This is a genomic window from Achromobacter sp. (assembly GCF_050285585.1).
Classification (GTDB): domain Bacteria; phylum Pseudomonadota; class Gammaproteobacteria; order Burkholderiales; family Burkholderiaceae_B; genus Achromobacter.
On record NZ_JBLZXF010000003.1, the window covers coordinates 392410 to 410544 of the forward strand.

The window sequence follows — 18135 nt, forward strand, 5'->3', positions numbered from 1 at the left end:
AACGCATGACGCAGTCCGCCGCCGCGCAGAAACCGCCCGCGACGCCCCGCCGCCTAGACCCGGAAGACGCCCAGCACGCTTTGGCGGAGGTGCAGGAGCGCCTGCGCCGCCAGCAGCTCGTCGCCGACCTCGTGCATCGCCAGGAAGAAGGCGACTCGAAGGCATCCCTGGTCGAAGACCTGGTGCACCGCCAGCACGAAGCCGAACTCAAGACCCTGCTGGACGGCCTGCACCCCGCCGACATTGCCTTCATCCTGGAGTCGTTGCCCAAGGACGAGCGGCAGGCCATCTGGGCGCTGGTCAGCCCCGAGCACGACGCGGACGTCCTGCTGGAGGTCGAGGACTGGGTGCGGGAATCGCTCATCGAAGCGATGGACCGCCAGGACCTGGTCGCCGCCACCGGCAATATGGACGCCGACGAGCTGGCCGACCTGGCCCCCGACCTGCCGCCCGACGTGGTGGCCGAGGTCCAGAAGGGCCTGACCGAAGAAGAGCGCGCGCAACTGCTGGAAGCCATGGGCTATCCGGAAGACAGCGTGGGCGCGATCATGGACTTCGAGATGGTCCGGGTGCGCGAGGACGTGACGCTGGAGGTGGTGCTGCGTTATCTGCGCCGCCTGCACGAGCTCCCCGACCACACCGACCAGATCTTCGTGGTCGACCGCCAGGACAGGCTGCAAGGCATCCTGCCCCTGTCCCGCCTGCTGGTCAGCGAACCCGAAACCGAGGTTCGCGCGGTCATGAATGCCGACTTCCTGGCGTTGAACCCGCTGGACTCCGACGCCGACGCCGCCGGCGCGTTCGAGCGCTACGACCTGGTGTCCGCCCCCGTCATGGACGACCAGGGCCGGCTCATCGGCCGCGTCACCATCGCCGACGTGGTGGACGTGATGCGCGAAGACTCCCAGGAACAGGCGCTGTCGCGCGCGGGCCTGCAGGAAGAAGACATCTTCGCGCCGGTCGCCACCGCGCTGCGCAACCGGGCGCCCTGGCTGCTCTTCAACCTCTGTACGGCGGCCACGGCATCCTTCGTGGCCTCCCAGTTCGAAGGCACGGTCAGCCAGATCGTCATCCTGGCGTTCCTGATGTCGATCGTGGCGGGCATCGGAGGCAACTCCGGCAACCAGACCATGACGCTGATCATCCGGGCCCTGGCCATGGGCCGCATCACCGGGCGCAATCTCTGGCAACTGGTCAAGCGCGAACTCTTCGTGACCCTGATGGTAGGGCTGTGCGGCAGCCTGGTGGCCGCGCTATTCGCCTGGGTGATTTCGCATTCGGTGTCCATCGCCCTGGTGATGATGGCCGCCATGGTCTGCAATATGCTCGTGGGCGCCTCCGTGGGCGTGCTGGTGCCGATGGTGCGCGCCCGTTTCGGCAAGGATCCCGCGATGGGCTCCTCGGTGCTGCTCACGTTCGCCACGGATTCGCTGGGCTTCTTCATCTTCCTGGGCTTGGCGACGATCTTCCTGCTGTAGCCCTTCCGCAACAGATGCCGGCGCGCTGGTCCTGTTTCCCCCGGGGATGCGCCGCTTGACAGCTGGCTGACAGGGACGAAGGCGACTGTTCCATTACAGTAATGGGATTGTCATCTTCATCCCTTCCGTGCCCGCAATGACCGCCAGACTCCAGGCAGCGATCCTGTGCCTGCTGCTCTTCTTCCCCTTCGCCCCCGCCGTCCAAGCCTGTGAAAGCATGCCCTCGTGGGCGCAATCCGCCTGCAAGCGCCTGGACCAGATCTGGACCGAGGGCGGCAACGATCTCTACCTGACCGGCTACTCCTGGCATAACCGGGCCACCTACAGCAAGGAGAAGATCGACAGCTTCAACGAACTGGCCTGGGGCGGCGGCTACGGCCGCAGCATCTACGACGAGGACGGCGACTGGCAAGGCCTGTACGCCATGGCCTTCCTGGATTCGCACAGCAAGATCGAGCCCATCGCGGGCTACGGCTTCCTGAAGATCGGCCAGGTCAGCGAGAACTTCCGCCTGGGCGCGGGCTACACCATCTTCCTGACGGCGCGCCACGACATCATGAGCTATGTGCCCTTTCCCGGCATCCTGCCGCTGGTGAGCGCGGGCTACAAGGACGCCATGCTCTACGCGACCTACATCCCTGGCTCCAGCGGCGCGGGCAACGTGCTGTTCATGTTCGGCCGCTGGCAGTTCTGAGCGGCCCGGCGCCCGGCCTCAGCAGGCCATGCCCAGCCTGCGGACGAGGTCGCCCAGGCGCCAATCGTCGATGCCGTGCGCGCGCAACGCCCGCGCCGTTTCCACCACGTAATCCAGGCAAGGCCCCGATTGCCCCACGGCGTTGCGCACGGAGGCCAGCAGGCGGTCGTCGCTGATGCCCGCGGCGTATTCCTGGCAGGCCCGGTTCAGCAGAAACACCAGCCCGCGCACGGGCGCCGCCTCGGTGTGACAGGTGAGCCAGCGGGGCGAATACGCGCCCGTCACCATTTCCCGAAGCCAGAGCGCCCGGAATACCGCAGGCACGTCGCAAGCGGCCACCAGGAACGCCACTCCGCGGCAGCAGCCGCCGCGGTCCAGTCCAAAGACCAGGCCGGGGTTGTCCGGCGAACCGCGGTGATCATGGGACCACAGGCACAGGGACCGGTGATAGCCGCGCACGGTGGCCAGGCGGCGTTCGCGCCACGCGAAACCGGGATGCCAGATCAGGGAACCATAGGCGAACACCCATAGATCGTCGGAGCCATTCCAGCCGGCCAGCAGGTCGTCCACCGAAAGCGCGCGCCTCGTTTTTGCCGGGCCGGTGCAGCCGGCGGGTACTGCCAACGACATAAGGTCCTCTGATATTCCGTTCGTTCCATGCCTGGAATGCCGGATATCCTACGCCCTTGCCCGCGCAAAAGAATTGCGAGATGGGAGGCCTTGGCGGCCCCGGACGGAATTTGCATCCCCGGCGGCGGCCGCCCGGGAAATAAAATTGCGCCCCCGCCTACAGCGAGTCCAGCGGCAATTCGGTCGTGCTCTTGATGACCTCCATCGAGAAGCTGGCGCTGACGTCCAGCAGGTCCACGGCGCCGATCAGGCGGCGGTAGAAGCGGTCATAGGCCGCCATGTCCTCGACCACGACCTTGAGCAGGTAATCGACGTCGCCCGCCATGCGATGGAACTCCACCACATTGGGCAAGGCCGTCACGGCGTTGATCAGGCGCTGCGTCCACTTCTCGTTGTGCTGGCTGGTCCTGATGGACACGAAGACGGTCAGGCTCAGGCCCAGCGCGCGGGGATCCAGCAGGATGGCGTTGCGCGCGATGACTCCGTCATCCTTCAGTTTCTGGATGCGGCGCCAGCACGGCGTCACGGACAGGTGCACCTGTTCGGCGATCTCGGCGACCGAGCAGGCGGCGTCCTTTTGCAGCAAGGCCAGTATCTTGATGTCGGTCTGGTCCATGGAGAGTCCTTACGCGATCGGACCCAATCTTGCCTGTTCGGTCCGCCCGCGTCCAGCCATCCGGCCCTGCCGTCAATATGTGCCCGGGTAGCCGCCGCCATCGATCAGGATGTTCTGCCCCGTCATGTAGCCGGCATGGGCCGAACAGACGTAGGCGCAGAGCGCTCCCAGTTCCTCGGGCTGGCCGTAGCGGCCGGCCGGATTCGAGCGCCCGCGCTCGTCCCACAGCTGTTCGAAGCTCTTGCCGCCGGACTGTTCCAGCATGCCCTGTATGTGCCTGACCTGCGCGTCGGTGGCGAACGCCCCCGGCAGCAAATTATTGATGGTGACGTTGTGCCTCACGGTCTGCCGCGCCAGCCCGCCCACGAATCCGATGAGACCCGAGCGCGCGCCGTTGGACAGCCCGAGTTCGGCATGCGGCGCCTTCACGCTGCGGGAAACGATATTCACGATACGGCCGAAGCGCCGCTCGATCATCCCGTCCACGACGCGCCGGATCATGTCGATGGGCCCGAGCATCATGGCGTCCAGCGCGGCGATCCAGTCCTCGTGCGTCCAATCGCGGAAGTCCCCCGGCAGCGGGCCATCGGCGTTGTTGATCAGGATGTCGGGCTGCGGACAGGCGGCCATGGCCGCGTCCCGGCCGCGCGGCTGCGTCAGGTCGGCCGAGACCCAGCCCACGCCTATCCCGGTTTCCCGGGATATTTCCGCGGCGGCCTGCTCCAGGGTCGCCGGATTGCGGGCGGCGATCGTGACCGCCACGCCCTCCCGCGCCAATTGCAGCGCGCATGCCCGGCCCATGCCGCGGCTGCCGCCAAATACCAGTGCCGTCTTGCCGCCGATCCCCAGATCCATGCCTGACTCTCCTGTCTTTGCGGACGTTCCCCGGTGGCTCGCCCTGCCGAAGCGGTTCAGTATAGGTCTGGCGCCGCCCCGAAAGGCGGCGCCGCGCCGGCGCGGCCGGTCAGGTCAGCCCATCCACTGGCTGACGGGCGCCGCGGCGTCCTGCAGCGGTTGGGCCACCACGTCGATCAGCGCCGGGCCGTCGTGCTCCATCGCCGCCTTGATGGCGGCGTCCAGCTTGGCCGGATCCTCCACGCGCCATGCCTTCACGCCATAGGCCTCGGCGATGCGGGCATGGTCGGTACGCTCGAAATCCACGCTGTAGTAGCGCTTGTCGTAGCCCGCCTTCTGGCTGGCCTTGATCCAGCCGTAGACCGAATTCGAAAACACCACCATCAACAGCGGCGCCTTGTGCCTCACGATGGTTTCCAGCTCGCCCACGGTGAAGCCGAAGCTGCCATCCCCCATCACCGACACGCACTTGGACTGGGGCCTGCCCACCCATGCGCCCAGCGCGGCGGACATGGAAAAGCCCAGCGCGCCGTGCGCCCGGTTGGTGATGAAGTGGCGGCCGGGCCGCGACACATCGTAGTAGGCCGAAAAGTACGGGCAGGGCGTGCCGGGGTCCGCGCAGACGACCGCGTCGTCGGGCAGCAAACGGTTCAGCGACTGCACCACGCGCTCGGGGCGGATGGGCGTATCCAGGCTGCTGGCCAGCGGCTCCAGCTGGGCCTGGCGGGCCGCCTTCGCGCGGCCGGCCAGCACCGCGCCGTCGGTCGCGTCCGCGGGGCGATGCGCCAGGCGCTCCGCCACTTCCGCGCCCAGCGCTTCCAGCGTCAGCTTGGCGTCGCCGACCATGCCGACTTCGGTCAGGTAGTTGGCGCCGATCACCATCGGGTCGATATCGATGTGCAGGATCGGCACGCTGCGGTTGGGGAAGCGCCAGTGCTCCGTCGACGTCGATCCGGCCCGGCATCCCACGAACAGCACCACGTCCGCGGCCGCGACGACATCGCGCGTCGCCATCACGCCGCCATTGGAACCTACCACGCCCGCGTTCAGGGGATGGGTGTCGGCCAGGCTGCCCTGCCCGCTGACCGTCACGCAGACCGCGGCCTTGAGCGCCTCGGCCAGCTGCTGCAGGGCGCCGCTGGCGCCGGCGATGACCACGCCGCCGCCGCAGATGATCACCGGCGCGCGCGCGCCCACCAGGCGCTGCGCCGCGCGGGCGACATCGGCCGGGTCCGGCGCGAAGCGCATCGCCGGGAAATTGCCGTGCTCGGGCTGCGCCCAGATGTCCGACGCATCCACCTGCTGCTTCATGACGTCGTACGGAAAGCACAGATGGGCCGAACCGGGCTTGCCGGTCGTCATCGCGCGGAACGCGGCCCGCACCATGCCCGGAATCTGGTCCGCGCGGTCTATCGTGCGGTTCCATTTCGTCAGCGGGCGGTACAGCGCCTCCTGGTCCAGTTCGGTCAGGGGATACTTGCCGCGCGAGCCCACGGCCACGTCCGACGTGATGCCCAGTACGGGAACCGAAGATTCGTTGGCCTCAACCAGGCCGGGCAGCAGATAGGTCGCGCCGCCGCCGCTGGGGCCTTCGCACACGCCGACCTTGCCGGTCACGCGGGCATAGGCGTCCGCCATGTAGCCGGCGCTGCGCTCGTCGCGCGTCAGGATGTGCCGCATGCCGTGGTCCAGGCGGTACAGCGCATCGTAGAACGGCAGGCTGGTGTCGCCGCACAGGCCAAAAATATGTTTGACGCCGTTGTGCTGCAGCATCCGCACCATGGCTTCGGCGCCGGTCAGGTTTTCCATGTCATCTCCACGTGTTGCTCGCGCGCGGCCGGGATGTCCGGCCGCGCGTCGTTCAGTTGTCCAGATTGATGTTGCTGCTCTTGATGAAGGCGCTCCAGCGCTCGTATTCCGACTTCACGTAGGCGTCCAGCGCCGGGCCGTCGGAAGCCACGATCTCGAAGCCGGCCTCGGTCACCTTCTTCCTGATTTCGGGATCGGCCAGCACGGCCTGGAAATCCTTGGTCAGCTTTTTCACGGTGGCTTCGGGCGTGCCCTTGGGCGCGAACATGCCGCTCCAGGAGTAGGCGACGAAGCCGGGGAAACCGGATTCGGCCACCGTCGGCACGTTCGGCAGGTCGGGCAGGCGCTTGTCGCCCGCCACGGCCAGCGGCTTGATCTTGCCCGCCTGGATCTGGCCGCGCAGCGCGGCGAAGCTCAGCCAGGTCATGTTGGCCTGTCCGCCCACCACGGCCTGGATGGCCGGCCCGCCGCCGCCGTACGGCACGTGCAGGAGCTCCACCTTGGACAGCCGCTTCAGCTCCTCGGGCGCCAGATGGTTCAGCGAACCGACGCCGGTGGATGCGTAGTTGAATTTATTGGGCGGCTGCTTGGCGGCGGCCGCCAGGAATTCCTTCAGGTTGTTGCCGGGCACGCTCGGGTTCGCGCCGATCACCAGAGGAAAGCGCACCGTCTGCGAGATCGCCACGAAATCCTTGAAGGTGTCGTAGGGCAGCTTGGGTTTCACGGCGGGATTGATGCCGTGGTTGTCGAAGCTGACCAGCAGCGTGTTGCCGTCGGGCTCGGCGCGGGCCACGAACGCGGTCGCGATCTGGCTGGCCGCGCCGGGGCGGTTTTCGACGACGACCGCGCGCCCGCCCAGTTGCTCGGACAGGCGCGGCTGCAGGATGCGGGCCAGGATGTCGGTGCTGCCCCCGGGCGGATACGGCACGACCAGCACGAGCGGCCGTTCTTCTGCCATGGCGGGCGCGGCGGTGAATGCGCCCCCTGCGGCGGCCAGCATGCATAACGCCGCCAGACCGCGTTTCAACCTGTGGTTCATTGCTTTTCCCCTGCTGATATGGTGTTGGCCGGCACTGCCGAGGCGGGTTCGGCCTGATCCCGCATGTAAATCGTGGAAAAACCGGTGCGTATGACGTCGGTGATCTGGTCGAGCCGGCGGCCGATGTGCGCGTTCATGAGCCCCGGCAAGGCATCGATGTCGCGCCGCTGCAGCGCCTCGACGATGCGCAGGTGCTCGCCCTGGGTATGGCCGCGGCGCCCCTGCTGCATATCGATCCAGCGCACGAAGTGGATGCGGGCATTGACGCTTTCCAGCGCCCGCACGAATTCATCGTTCCGGGAATAGCGGGCAAGCATCAGGTGAAAGCCTTCGTCCAGCTCCAGCAGCCGCGTCGCCTCGCTGTCCTCCGGCACGTCCCGCGACCGCTCGACGAACGCCCGCAGGCTGGCCAGCTCCTCATCCGTGGCGCGCTCGCAGGCGGCGCGCACGATGCCGGCCTCCAGCACCGCGCGGTATTCGTACAGGCTATGGATCTGTTTCGCGTCGAGCAGGCGGGCGATGAAGCCCCGGTTCACCGAACGGGTCAGGAAGCCCTCGACCATCAGTTGGTTCAGCACCTCGCGCAATGGCGTGCGGCTGACGTTCAGCCTGCGGGCCAGCTCCACTTCGTTGATGCGTTCGCCGGGCTTGAATTCGAAGCGCACGGCCATCGCCTTGACGGCGCCGTACAGCTCGGCCTGGGCCGCCTGGGTGCGGGCGGCGGGACGGATCGCGTTGGAGGTATGCATCGTGCCGGATCGCTGGCTGCGATATGGTCGTCGGTATAAAAGTGCATACTAAAGTGCATACACTTCACGGGCAAGCAGGGTTTGCCCGGAATCCAGAGGACGAGTTGGGTAGGATGGGTATAGCGTGCGGGCAGTGCGCAAAAGAACCCTGCTCCTGAACGCGCGACACCCATCGGGCGGCGGTCAATGCATGGCTGGCTCAGCCTAGCGCCACGGCTGCTTGATGGGTGCCGCGCGTTGGGGACGCTATTCTTCTGCGCACTGTCCGCGCGCTATACCCATCCTACGAGCCGGTATCCAGCGTGTAGTGGGCGCCGTCCCGGTTTTCCAGGGTCAGCGTGGAAAGCGCGGGCGTCGTCGCCGCCGCGTCCTGGCGCACGTGGATGCGCAGGTTTGCAAGCGGCACGTCCCAGCCGTCGCCCGCGGGCTCGGCGGCCACGTCGGCGACCAGCGCGAGCCGTTCGGCAACGGCGCGGGCGTCGGATGCCCGGGCGTCGATGCGCAGCATGCTGCGCGCGCCGTTGGGATGCGCCATCAACTCGGGCGACCACACGCACTCCGGCGTCAGATGGCGGCAGAAATACATGCGGATGCCGGGCAATGGCTGCTCGGCGAACCGCAAGGTGTGGAAACGAGCCTGGACTTCCTCGCCGTCGAGCATCGCCGGCCGGGTCAGTTCCTGGACGGGATTGACGGCGAACCCCGCGGCGCGCAGCCGTTCGTAGGTAGCCTCGGCGTCATGGGTGCGGAACACCAGCGCCTCCAGCCCGAACGGCGAATCGGCGATCTCCTTGCGTGCGGGCGGCGCGCCCGGCGGCCAGCCCAGCAGCTCGACGTAGGTGCCTTCGAGCACGATCAGGCGGTTGCACGATCCCAGGTTGTGCACCGACTTGTCGCTCAGGTGAAAGCCCTGGCGTTCGAAATGCGGGGCCAGCGCATCCAGCCGGTCGCGCACCATGACCACGGCGTGATCGAATTCAGTACGGCCGACGGAATGCAGCATGATCATCTCTCCTGGCTCAGACGAGCTTGCCGTGGCACTGCTTGTACTTCTTGCCGCTGCCGCAGGGGCACGGATCGTTGCGGCCGACCTTGGGCACCACGTTGCGCACGGGTTGCGCGCCGCTCTGCGATTCCGATTGGGCCAGCGCCTCGTCGTAGTCGGAGTGGTGGTACTGCACGTTCTGCACGTGCGACTGCGCCGCTTCGGCCTCGGCCTGATCCACTTGTTCCTGGGACTGCACGCGCACCGTCATCAACACGCGGACCACGTCGTCGCGGATGCGGTCCAGCATGCCCGAGAACAGTTCGAAGGCTTCGCGCTTGTATTCCTGCTTGGGGTTCTTCTGCGCATAGCCGCGCAGGTGGATGCCCTGGCGCAGGTAGTCCAGCGCGGACAGGTGCTCGCGCCAGTGCGTATCGATCGCCTGCAGCATGATCGAACGCTCGAACTGCGACCACGATTCCAGGCCGACCTGGTCGACCTTGGCCTGGTAGGCGTCGCGCGCGGCGGCCACCACGCGTTCGCGCAGATCCTCGTCCGTCAGGCTGGTTTCCTTTTCCAGGATTTCCGTCAGCGGCAACTGCACGTGCCAGTCCGCCTCCAGCGCCTTCTGCAGCGCCGGAACATCCCACTGCTCTTCCACCGACTCCGGCGGAACATGCACGTTGAACATGTCGGTCACGGCGGCATCGCGCAGGTTCTGCACGGTCTCGCCCACGCTGGCGGCTTCCAGCACGTCATTGCGCTGCGAATACAGCACCTTGCGCTGGTCGTTCGCCACGTCGTCGTATTCCAGCAGCTGCTTGCGGATGTCGAAGTTGCGGCCTTCCACCTTGCGCTGCGCGGTCTCGATGGAGCGCGTCACCATGCCGGCTTCGATGGGCTCGCCCTCGGGCAGCTTCAAGCGCTCCATGATGGCGCGCACGCGGTCGCCCGCGAAGATGCGCATCAGCGAATCTTCCAGCGACAGATAGAAGCGGGACGAACCCGGGTCGCCCTGGCGGCCGGCGCGGCCCCGCAGCTGATTGTCGATGCGGCGCGATTCGTGGCGTTCGGTGCCGATGATGCGCAGGCCGCCGGCGGCCTTGACCTGCTCGTTCAGCGGCTTCCATTCGGCGCGCACCTTTTCGATGCAGGCTTCTTTTTCCGCCTCCGACAACGACTCGTCGGCACGGATCAGGTCGACCTGCTTGTCGACGCTGCCGCCCAGGACGATGTCGGTGCCACGGCCGGCCATGTTGGTGGCGATGGTGATGTGGCCCGGCTTGCCGGCCTCGGCCACGATCTCGGCTTCGCGGGCGTGCTGCTTGGCGTTCAGCACTTCGTGCGGCAGCTTCGCCTTCTTCAGCAGGCCCGACAGCAGTTCGGAGTTCTCGATGCTGGTGGTGCCCACCAGCACCGGCTGGCCGCGCTCGTGGCAGTCCCGGATGTCGTTCAGGATGGCGTTGTACTTTTCCTGGTCGGTCTTGAAGACCTGGTCGTTCTGGTCTTTGCGGACCATGGGCTTGTTGGTCGGGATGATGACCGTTTCAAGTCCGTAGATTTCCTGGAATTCATACGCTTCCGTGTCGGCCGTGCCGGTCATGCCGGACAGCTTTTCGTACATGCGGAAGTAATTCTGGAACGTGATCGAAGCCAGCGTCTGGTTCTCGTGCTGGATTTTCACGCCTTCCTTGGCCTCGACCGCCTGATGCAGGCCATCGGACCAGCGGCGGCCCACCATCAGGCGGCCGGTGAATTCGTCGACGATCACCACTTCGCCGTCCTGCACCACGTACTGCTGGTCGCGGAAGAACAGCGTGTTGGCGCGCAGCGCCACCATCAGGTGGTGCATCAGCGCGATATGGCGCGGGTCGTACAGCGATTCGCCCTCGGGCAGGATGCCCAGGCGAGCCAGGATGCCTTCGGCGTTCTCGTGCCCGGCCTCGGACAGGTAGACCTGCTGGCTCTTTTCGTCGACCCAGTAATCGCCTTCGGGTTCCGGCTCCTGCGGCTTGGGCTCGCTCGCCATGCGCTTGAGCAGCGGCGGCACCGCGTTCATGCGGATGTAGAGCTCGGTATGGTCTTCGGCCTGCCCGGAGATGATCAGCGGCGTGCGGGCCTCGTCGATCAGGATCGAGTCCACTTCGTCGACGATGGCGTAGAACAGGCCCCGCTGGCGGCGGTCTTCAACACGGTATTCCATGTTGTCGCGCAGATAGTCGAAGCCGAATTCGTTGTTGGTGCCGTAGGTGATGTCGGCGACGTAGGCGGCCTTCTTCTCCTCGTTGGGCTGCTGCGGCACCACCACGCCCGTGCTCATGCCCAGGAAGCGGTACAGGCGGCCCATCCATTCCGCGTCGCGGCGCGCCAGGTAGTCGTTCACCGTGACCACGTGCACGCCCTTGCCGGCGATCGCGTTCAGGTAGACGGGCAGCGTCGCCATGAGCGTCTTGCCTTCACCCGTGCGCATTTCGGCGATCTTGCCGTTGTGCAGGGCGATGCCGCCCAGGAGCTGCACGTCGAAGTGGCGCATGCCGAACACCCGCTTGCCGGCCTCGCGCACCACGGCGAAGGCTTCGGGCAGCAGGTCGTCCAGGGAGGTGCCCTGGGCGTGGCGGGAACGGAATTCCTCGGTTTTGGCCGCCAACTCCGAATCGGAGAGCGCGGAGATCTTGGGCTCCAGCCCGTTGATCTGGGTTACCAGCTTGCGATACTGCTTAAGCAGCCGGTCGTTGCGGCTGCCTATGAGTTTTTTGAGCAGAGAAACCATGCGTATGTCGGCCGCACGGGACACGCCGCCCTCGCGTAAGGGCTGGGCAGCGTCGCCCGTGACTTGATGTTATTGGTTGAGCGGGGGTCCGCTGGGAAACGAACCAGTTTAACGCACCTGGAGCGCAATAGCCTGGATCTATCACCAGGGTAGCACTGTTGGCCGGTTTGACCGACCTGCGCGCCGGCGGTTCAACGCGCGGCGTGGGCCACGGCGGGCGGCGCGTTCTGCTGGGGCCCCAGGAACAGGCGGGGGTCCAGGGGCTGCCCCGCAAGGCGCACCTCGAAATGCAGGTGCGGGCCGGTGGAGCGGCCGGAGCTTCCCACGCGGGCTATCGGCTGGCCCCGGTCGATCAGTTCCCCCTGCTTGACCAGCAGGGACGAGGCATGGGCATAGCGGGTGATCAGCCCGTCGCCATGATCGATCTCGACCATGTTGCCGTACCCCGGCTGGAACTTGGATTCCAGCACCACGCCGCCCGAGGCGGCCAGGATCGGCGTGCCGGGAGGCGCGGCGAAATCCAGCCCTTCGTGCATGGCGCTGCGGCCCGTCACCGGATTTCGGCGCCAGCCGTAGGAAGAGCTCAGATAGGGATAATCGGTGATGGGCATGGCGGTCGGCATGCGGGCCTGGTCGGCGGAACGCCGGGTCAGCGCCGCGTCCAGCAGTTTCAGATTGTCCGTCTGCTGCGACAGCCTGGCCTGGATGTCATCGAGCTGGCGGCCCAGGGCCTCGGCCGACGCAGCGCTGGGCGGCGGATGGTCGGTGAACAGGTCGTCCATGACCTGGGTGGCTTCCGGCTGGGTCAGCGCCTCCGGCTGCGCGATCGCCAGTTGCTTGGCCAATTCAGGGTCGGTATAGGCAACGCCGGCGACCTTGGCCACGCGCTGGCCCAGGCCATCGATGCTGACCAGCTTGGCCTGCAGGGCGCCCACCTTGGCGGCCAGCAGGTTCATGTTTCCGCGCAGGAAATCGGCGTCTCGCCCCGGCTGGTTCGACAAGGGCCAGCCCACGGTATGTACGGTCGGCAGGATGGGAGTAAGGTATCGTTGCAGCGCGGCGCCGAAGATGGCCGCCGTGATCAGGGCGAGCCCCAGCAACAGGGCCAGGTGCCCGCCGCCCAGGGTGAAATGCCCGTCCTGCCCGTCGCGGGCGTGCATAATCACGATTTTCAAGGTTTGCTTCCTAATTCTTAGAGCCGGGATGAATAGACCCACTTCATACCGTCAACGTTCCAGTTCCAGCCGGCGCGAAGAAAATACCGCCCTGGGATGGCTGGGTCATGACATGCGGGGAGCCGGCGTTCTGGCAACCGCCCGCAAGCACTTGCAAATCCAGTACGCGGTGGCGGCGATTCTGCCCGCCCCGCTGGGCGCCGTCTGCCAGGTGGGCAAGCTGGAAAACCAGTGCCTGCACCTGGTGGTGCCGAGTGCCGCTCATGCGGCCAAGATGCGTCAGTTGGCTCCGCGCATCGCGCGGACCTTGGCAGACCAAGGCTGGAACCTTAACGAAATCGCCGTCAAGGTACAAGCGGGTTTGCCCAAACCCGGCGCCCGCCAGCCGCGCCCTCCCAAAGAGGCGCAACCCCTGGGCGAAACCGCCCTGGGCGCCTTCGAGACGCTGCGTGGAAACCTGCGCCCCGGGCCGTTGGCCGATGCGGTCGCCAAACTCCTGAAACACCACAAGAGTAGCTGAAGCCACGGGGCTTGTCCGACGGAAAGCCCGTTCCGAAACGAAGCGAAACCAAGTTCTCGGACGGATCGATACTATGGTTTGCCGCCGGTTTGCGCCTTAGGCATGAGAGGATGACGACCGTCATCTCCTCGGAAAGTCCTCAGGACCTGGCCGCGCAAGATGCTGGCGCGGACGTCGCCCCCCTTGAGGGGGCCCGCGTCAGCGGGTAGGGGGTGGTCCTATCAGGCCAGCTTCCATTCGTGGCGGAACGCCTGCGGCGCCTCCGCCTGGGATTCATACGTGACCAGTTCCCAGGCATCGCGCTGCTCCAGCAACGCGCGGGCCAACTGGTTGTTCAGGCCGTGGCCCGACTTGCACGCGACGTAGCGCGCCACCAGAGGCTTGCCCAGCAGATACAGATCGCCGATGGCGTCCAGGATCTTGTGCTTGACGAATTCGTCGTCATAGCGCAGCCCGTCGCTGTTGAGCACGCGGTACTCATCCATGACGATGGCGTTGTCCAGGCTGCCGCCGCGGGCCAGGCCCATCGAGCGCAGGGCCTCGACTTCGTTGACGAAACCGAAGGTGCGCGCGCGCGCGATCTCGCGCACGTAGGAGTGCGTCGCGAAATCGATCTCGGCGAAATTGGCCGTGGAGTCGATCGCGGGATGCCTGAAGTCGATGGAGAACGCCAGGGCGAAGCCTTCATGCGGTTCCAGGCGGGCCCATTTTTCATTGCGGCCCTCGCCTTCGCGCACTTCCACGGGCTTCAGCACGCGGATGAACTGCTTGGGCGCGTTCTGTTCGACGATGCCTGCCGAGCGCAGCAGGTAGACGAACGTCGCCGCGCTGCCGTCCATGATCGGCACTTCTTCGGCGGTCAGGTCGATATGCAGGTTGTCGATCCCCAGGCCGGCCAGCGCCGACATGAGGTGTTCAACCGTGGACACGCGGACATTGCCCTGCTGCAGCACGGACGCCATGCGCGTGTCGCCCACGCCGGCCGCCTGGGCGGGCAGGTCCACGACCTGAGGCAGATCGACGCGGTGGAAAACGATACCCGTGTTGGGTTGTGCCGGGCGCAAGGTAAGCTCGACCCGCCGTCCGGAGTGGACGCCGACGCCTGTCGTGCGGACGAGATTCTGGATGCTGCGCTGTCGGAACATGAGACTTGGGTGATTTGAGCCAGGAAGCCGGCAAGATGCCAATAGATTGCCGGCGTAACTGACGTATTGTAACGCTGTCCGATCCCTGGCGCCATCGAGCGTCCGGGTCGGTCTATACCTCCGTCCCCTATTTTTACCGTGCAAGGGAAACACGGACCGCTCCGCCTCCGGCTCGCCCGAGGGGACAGGCGAGCCGGAGATGAGGGAGTGTTTTAGAGCCTGTGGCCGGCTCTTTGGTTCAATCCGCCTGCTTGCGCAGGAATGCCGGGATGTCGAAGTGATCCATGCCCGAGCTTTCCAGCGCGCGCACCTGGGCCGACGCCTGGCTGCGCGGGTTGCGCATGACCGAGGGCATGTCCAGGTTGCGGTAGTCGCCTTGACCGGCCGGCATCGCGCCCATGGGCATGTTGTCGGTACCGGTGCGCAGCACCTCAGCCGTGTTCTGCACCAGTTGCGGACGCGATTGCGCACGGCCCAGGCCGGTCGCGACCACGGTCACGCGCAGGTTCTCGCCCATGGATTCGTCGTAGGCGGTGCCGAAGATCACGGTAGCGTCGTCCGAAGCGTAGCTGCGGATCGTTTCCATGATTTCGCGCGTTTCGCGCATCTTCAGCGAGCGGCTGGCGGTGATGTTGACCAGCACGCCGCGAGCGCCGTTCAGGTCCACGCCTTCCAGCAGCGGGCAAGCGATGGCGTGCTCGGCGGCCACGCGGGCGCGGTCCGCGCCCGAAGCCGATGCCGTGCCCATCATGGCCTGGCCCTGCTCGCCCATGATCGTCTTGACGTCTTCGAAGTCGACGTTGACGTTGCCTTCGACGTTGATGATTTCGGCGATACCCGCGCACGCGTTGTGCAGGATGTCGTCGGCCGAACGGAAGCAGTCTTCCTGCGTCGCGTCCTCGTCCATCAGTTCATAGAGGTTCTCGTTGAGCACCACGATGAGCGAATGCACGTGCTTGGCCAGTTCCGCGATACCGTCCTCGGCCATCTTCAGGCGCTTGTTGCCTTCAAAGGTGAAGGGCTTGGTGACCACGCCCACGGTCAGGATGCCCAGTTCCTTCGCCACTTCGGCCACGACCGGGCCCGCGCCGGTGCCGGTGCCGCCGCCCATGCCGGCGGTGATGAAGACCATGTGCGCGCCGTTCAGGGCGGCACGGATCTCCTCGCGCGCGGTTTCAGCCGACGCACGGCCCTGCTCGGGCTTGGCGCCCGCGCCCAGGCCGGTGCGGCCCAGGCGGATCTGCACCGGGGCGTTGGTCGCCGCCAGTGCCTGCGCATCGGTGTTGGCGCAGATGAAATCCACGCCGTTCACGCCGCTGCGAATCATGTGCGCAACGGCATTGCCGCCCGCACCGCCCACACCAACGACCTTAATGACGGTCCCTTTGGTGGTGTTCTCAAGCATCTCAAAGTTCATCATGATGACTCCCTCACAAGTCCGATTTGCAAATCACAAAATTCCCCAACAACCTATTTTTTGTGAATCGCCTCAAACACGTCGCCGGCATGGCCCGCAACGGGTTTGAAGCGCCTCCCCTCTTCTGGCCCGGCCTGCGATACCGCCAGCCGACCGGACCAAGGAGCAGGCCCCAACCTGCCCCCCTCTACCTAATTCATGAACCATTCCTTCATGCGCGCCAGCAGGGTCTTGAAGTTGCCGGTCTGGGCGGCGACCTTGCGGCCGCGCACCCGTTGCATCCGCGCTTCCTGCAGCAGGCCCATCACCGTCGAGAAGCGCGGGTTGCGCATCACGTCGGCCAGGCTGCCTTCGTATTCGGGCACCGCCACGCGCACCGGCTTGAGGAACACATCCTCGGCCAGCTCGATCATGCCGGGCAATTGCGCCGAGCCCCCGGTCAGGACCACGCCGGAGGCCAGCAGATCCTCGTAGCCGGAGTCGCGCACGACCTGCTGCACCAGCGTGAACAGTTCCTCCACGCGCGGCTCGATCACGGCGCCCAGCGCCTGGCGCTTGACCTGGCGCGGGCCGCGGTCGCCCAGGCCCGGCACTTCCACGGACTCGTCCGGACTGGCCAGGACCTGCTTGGCCACGCCATAGCGCAGCTTGATTTCCTCGGCATCGGGCGTGGGCGTGCGCAGCATCGCGGCGATGTCGTTGGTGATCTGGTCGCCGGCGATGGGCAGCACGGCGGTGTGGCGGATCGCTCCGCCGGTGAAGATCGCCACGTCGGTGGTGCCTCCGCCGATGTCGACCAGCACGACGCCCAGCTCTTTCTCGTCGGCCGTCAGCACGGCCAGGCTGGAGGCCAGGGGCTGCAGGATCAGATCCTGCACTTCCAGGCCGCAGCGGCGCACGCACTTGACGATGTTCTGCGCGGCGCTGACGGCGCCGGTCACGATGTGCACGCGCACTTCCAGGCGCAGACCGCTCATGCCGATCGGCTCGCGGATGTCTTCCTGGCCATCGACGATGAACTCCTGCGTCAGCACGTGCAGCACCTGCTGGTCGGTGGGGATGTTCACCGCCTTGGCGGTTTCGATGACGCGGGCAACGTCGGTGGCGGTGACTTCCTTGTCCTTCACGGCGACCATGCCGCTGGAATTGAAGCTGCGGATATGGCTGCCGGCGATGCCGGTGTAGACGTCTCGAATCTTGCAATCTGCCATCAGCTCGGCTTCTTCAAGCGCGCGCTGGATGGAATTCACAGTGGTCTCGATATTGACGACCACGCCCTTGCGCATGCCGCGCGATTCGTGCTGGCCCAGGCCTAGCACTTCGAAGCGGCCTTCAGGCAGGATTTCAGCCACCACAGCCACCACCTTGCTGGTGCCGATATCGAGGGCGACGATAAGGTCCTTGATGTCACGGGTCATGGCGTTAGCGTTTCTTCGGAGGTTTCGGTGTGGATTTGGTTTTGGTTTCCGACGGTGGCAATGGAGCCAGCGCCAGGGCGAAACCATTCGGATAGCGCAGGTCGGCCTGCGTCACGGTGCGCCCTTCCAGGCGCCCCGCCACGGCGGGCCACGCCTGCACAAAGCGTTGAATACGGGCCGCGAACGGCAATGCGCCGGGCAAGCCATGCGGGTCGGGCGCATCGGCGCCCGGATCTCGTCCCAGGTCCAGCGACATGCCGTTGGACAGCACGACGCGCCAGGCATAGCGCGGGCTCAGTTCCAGCTGCTTGACGTGCATGTCCAGCGGGGCGAACCAGCGCGCCAGCTCGGCATAGCGCTGCACGACCAGCGACTCGGTGCCCTCGGGACCGAAGAATTGCGGCAGCACGGTCTCGTCGTCCACCTCGCCCGTGTTGGCCGTGAACGCCTCGCCCCAGGTGTTGATCATCTGGTTCTCGTTCCACAGCGCCAGGGGCTGCTGTTCCTCGATCCGCACGCGCAGCACGTTCGGCCAGATCCGCCGCACGGTCGCATGCCGGACCCACGGAACCGACTCGAAGATCTCCCGCGCGTCGTCCAGGTCCACCGTGAAGAAGTTGCCCTTGAAGCGGCCGGCGATCGCCGATCGCACCGCGCCCGGCGACACATAGTGCAGCTCGGTGTCCGGCATCGATTCCAGCTCGATGGCCGACAGCGTGAAGAACGGGCGCTGCGCTACCCACACCACACCCGCGACGAGCATGGCGCAAACCGCCAGCACGGCCAGCGTGTTGGCGATCAGGTTGGTAGTGCGAGCGTCGTTCCACACAGATTA

Annotated in this window: 16 protein-coding genes; 3 read left to right on the plus strand and 13 right to left on the minus strand. The window is 66.2% G+C overall.

The window, feature by feature from the left end:
- Positions 1–5: 5 nt before the first annotated feature.
- Positions 6–1478 carry a magnesium transporter gene (mgtE, locus tag ACN6PJ_RS07365; RefSeq protein ID WP_427995220.1) on the plus strand — a complete coding sequence of 491 codons (1473 nt, stop codon included), beginning with the start codon at positions 6–8 and terminating at the stop codon, positions 1476–1478.
- A gap of 136 nt (positions 1479–1614) precedes the next feature.
- A complete protein-coding gene (gene pagP, locus ACN6PJ_RS07370; protein ID WP_427995221.1) occupies positions 1615–2172 on the plus strand; it encodes a lipid IV(A) palmitoyltransferase PagP in 558 nt (185 codons plus the stop codon).
- Positions 2173–2190: 18 nt separating this feature from the next.
- Here pagP and ACN6PJ_RS07375 read toward each other — a convergent pair whose 3' ends face one another.
- From ACN6PJ_RS07375 to ACN6PJ_RS07415, 9 genes are all read right to left on the minus strand, one after another.
- Positions 2191–2802: a gamma-glutamylcyclotransferase gene (locus ACN6PJ_RS07375; RefSeq protein WP_427995222.1), complete on the minus strand. Its 612-nt coding sequence runs from the start codon at positions 2800–2802 to the stop codon at positions 2191–2193.
- Positions 2803–2959: 157 nt separating this feature from the next.
- Entirely contained in the window at positions 2960–3418 is a 459-nt protein-coding gene (locus ACN6PJ_RS07380) for an Lrp/AsnC family transcriptional regulator (protein ID WP_427995223.1), read from the minus strand.
- Positions 3419–3490: 72 nt separating this feature from the next.
- Entirely contained in the window at positions 3491–4273 is a 783-nt protein-coding gene (locus ACN6PJ_RS07385) for an SDR family oxidoreductase (protein ID WP_427995224.1), read from the minus strand.
- A gap of 114 nt (positions 4274–4387) precedes the next feature.
- On the minus strand, positions 4388–6082 hold the full coding sequence (locus tag ACN6PJ_RS07390; protein WP_427995225.1) for a thiamine pyrophosphate-binding protein: 1695 nt from the start codon (positions 6080–6082) through the stop codon (positions 4388–4390).
- A gap of 52 nt (positions 6083–6134) precedes the next feature.
- On the minus strand, positions 6135–7121 hold the full coding sequence (locus ACN6PJ_RS07395) for a tripartite tricarboxylate transporter substrate binding protein (RefSeq protein WP_427995226.1): 987 nt from the start codon (positions 7119–7121) through the stop codon (positions 6135–6137).
- Entirely contained in the window at positions 7118–7870 is a 753-nt protein-coding gene (locus tag ACN6PJ_RS07400) for a GntR family transcriptional regulator (RefSeq protein ID WP_427995227.1), read from the minus strand. The genes ACN6PJ_RS07395 and ACN6PJ_RS07400 overlap by 4 nt, the downstream gene beginning before the upstream one ends.
- A 283-nt stretch (positions 7871–8153) precedes the next feature.
- On the minus strand, positions 8154–8873 hold the full coding sequence (locus tag ACN6PJ_RS07405; RefSeq protein WP_427995228.1) for a VOC family protein: 720 nt from the start codon (positions 8871–8873) through the stop codon (positions 8154–8156).
- 16 nt (positions 8874–8889) lie between these two features.
- On the minus strand, positions 8890–11625 hold the full coding sequence (gene secA / locus ACN6PJ_RS07410; RefSeq protein WP_427995229.1) for a preprotein translocase subunit SecA: 2736 nt from the start codon (positions 11623–11625) through the stop codon (positions 8890–8892).
- 191 nt (positions 11626–11816) lie between these two features.
- Complete coding sequence (locus tag ACN6PJ_RS07415) at positions 11817–12785, minus strand: M23 family metallopeptidase (RefSeq protein ID WP_427995261.1); 969 nt, start codon at positions 12783–12785, stop codon at positions 11817–11819.
- Between the two features lie 127 nt (positions 12786–12912).
- On the opposite strand from ACN6PJ_RS07415, the gene ACN6PJ_RS07420 reads away from it, so the two are divergent.
- A complete protein-coding gene (locus ACN6PJ_RS07420; RefSeq protein WP_427995262.1) occupies positions 12913–13320 on the plus strand; it encodes a DciA family protein in 408 nt (135 codons plus the stop codon).
- 221 nt (positions 13321–13541) lie between these two features.
- On the opposite strand, the gene lpxC is transcribed toward ACN6PJ_RS07420, so the two are convergent.
- From lpxC to ACN6PJ_RS07440, 4 genes are all read right to left on the minus strand, one after another.
- Complete coding sequence (lpxC, locus tag ACN6PJ_RS07425) at positions 13542–14465, minus strand: UDP-3-O-acyl-N-acetylglucosamine deacetylase (RefSeq protein ID WP_427995230.1); 924 nt, start codon at positions 14463–14465, stop codon at positions 13542–13544.
- A 238-nt stretch (positions 14466–14703) separates the two neighbouring features.
- On the minus strand, positions 14704–15885 hold the full coding sequence (gene ftsZ / locus ACN6PJ_RS07430) for a cell division protein FtsZ (protein ID WP_427995231.1): 1182 nt from the start codon (positions 15883–15885) through the stop codon (positions 14704–14706).
- A 188-nt stretch (positions 15886–16073) separates the two neighbouring features.
- The gene (ftsA, locus tag ACN6PJ_RS07435) at positions 16074–17300 is read right to left on the minus strand and encodes a cell division protein FtsA (protein ID WP_043542559.1); all 1227 of its coding nucleotides are present in this window, start codon (positions 17298–17300) and stop codon (positions 16074–16076) included.
- Between the two features lie 4 nt (positions 17301–17304).
- Entirely contained in the window at positions 17305–18129 is an 825-nt protein-coding gene (locus ACN6PJ_RS07440; protein WP_427995232.1) for a cell division protein FtsQ/DivIB, read from the minus strand.
- Positions 18130–18135: the final 6 nt, after the last annotated feature.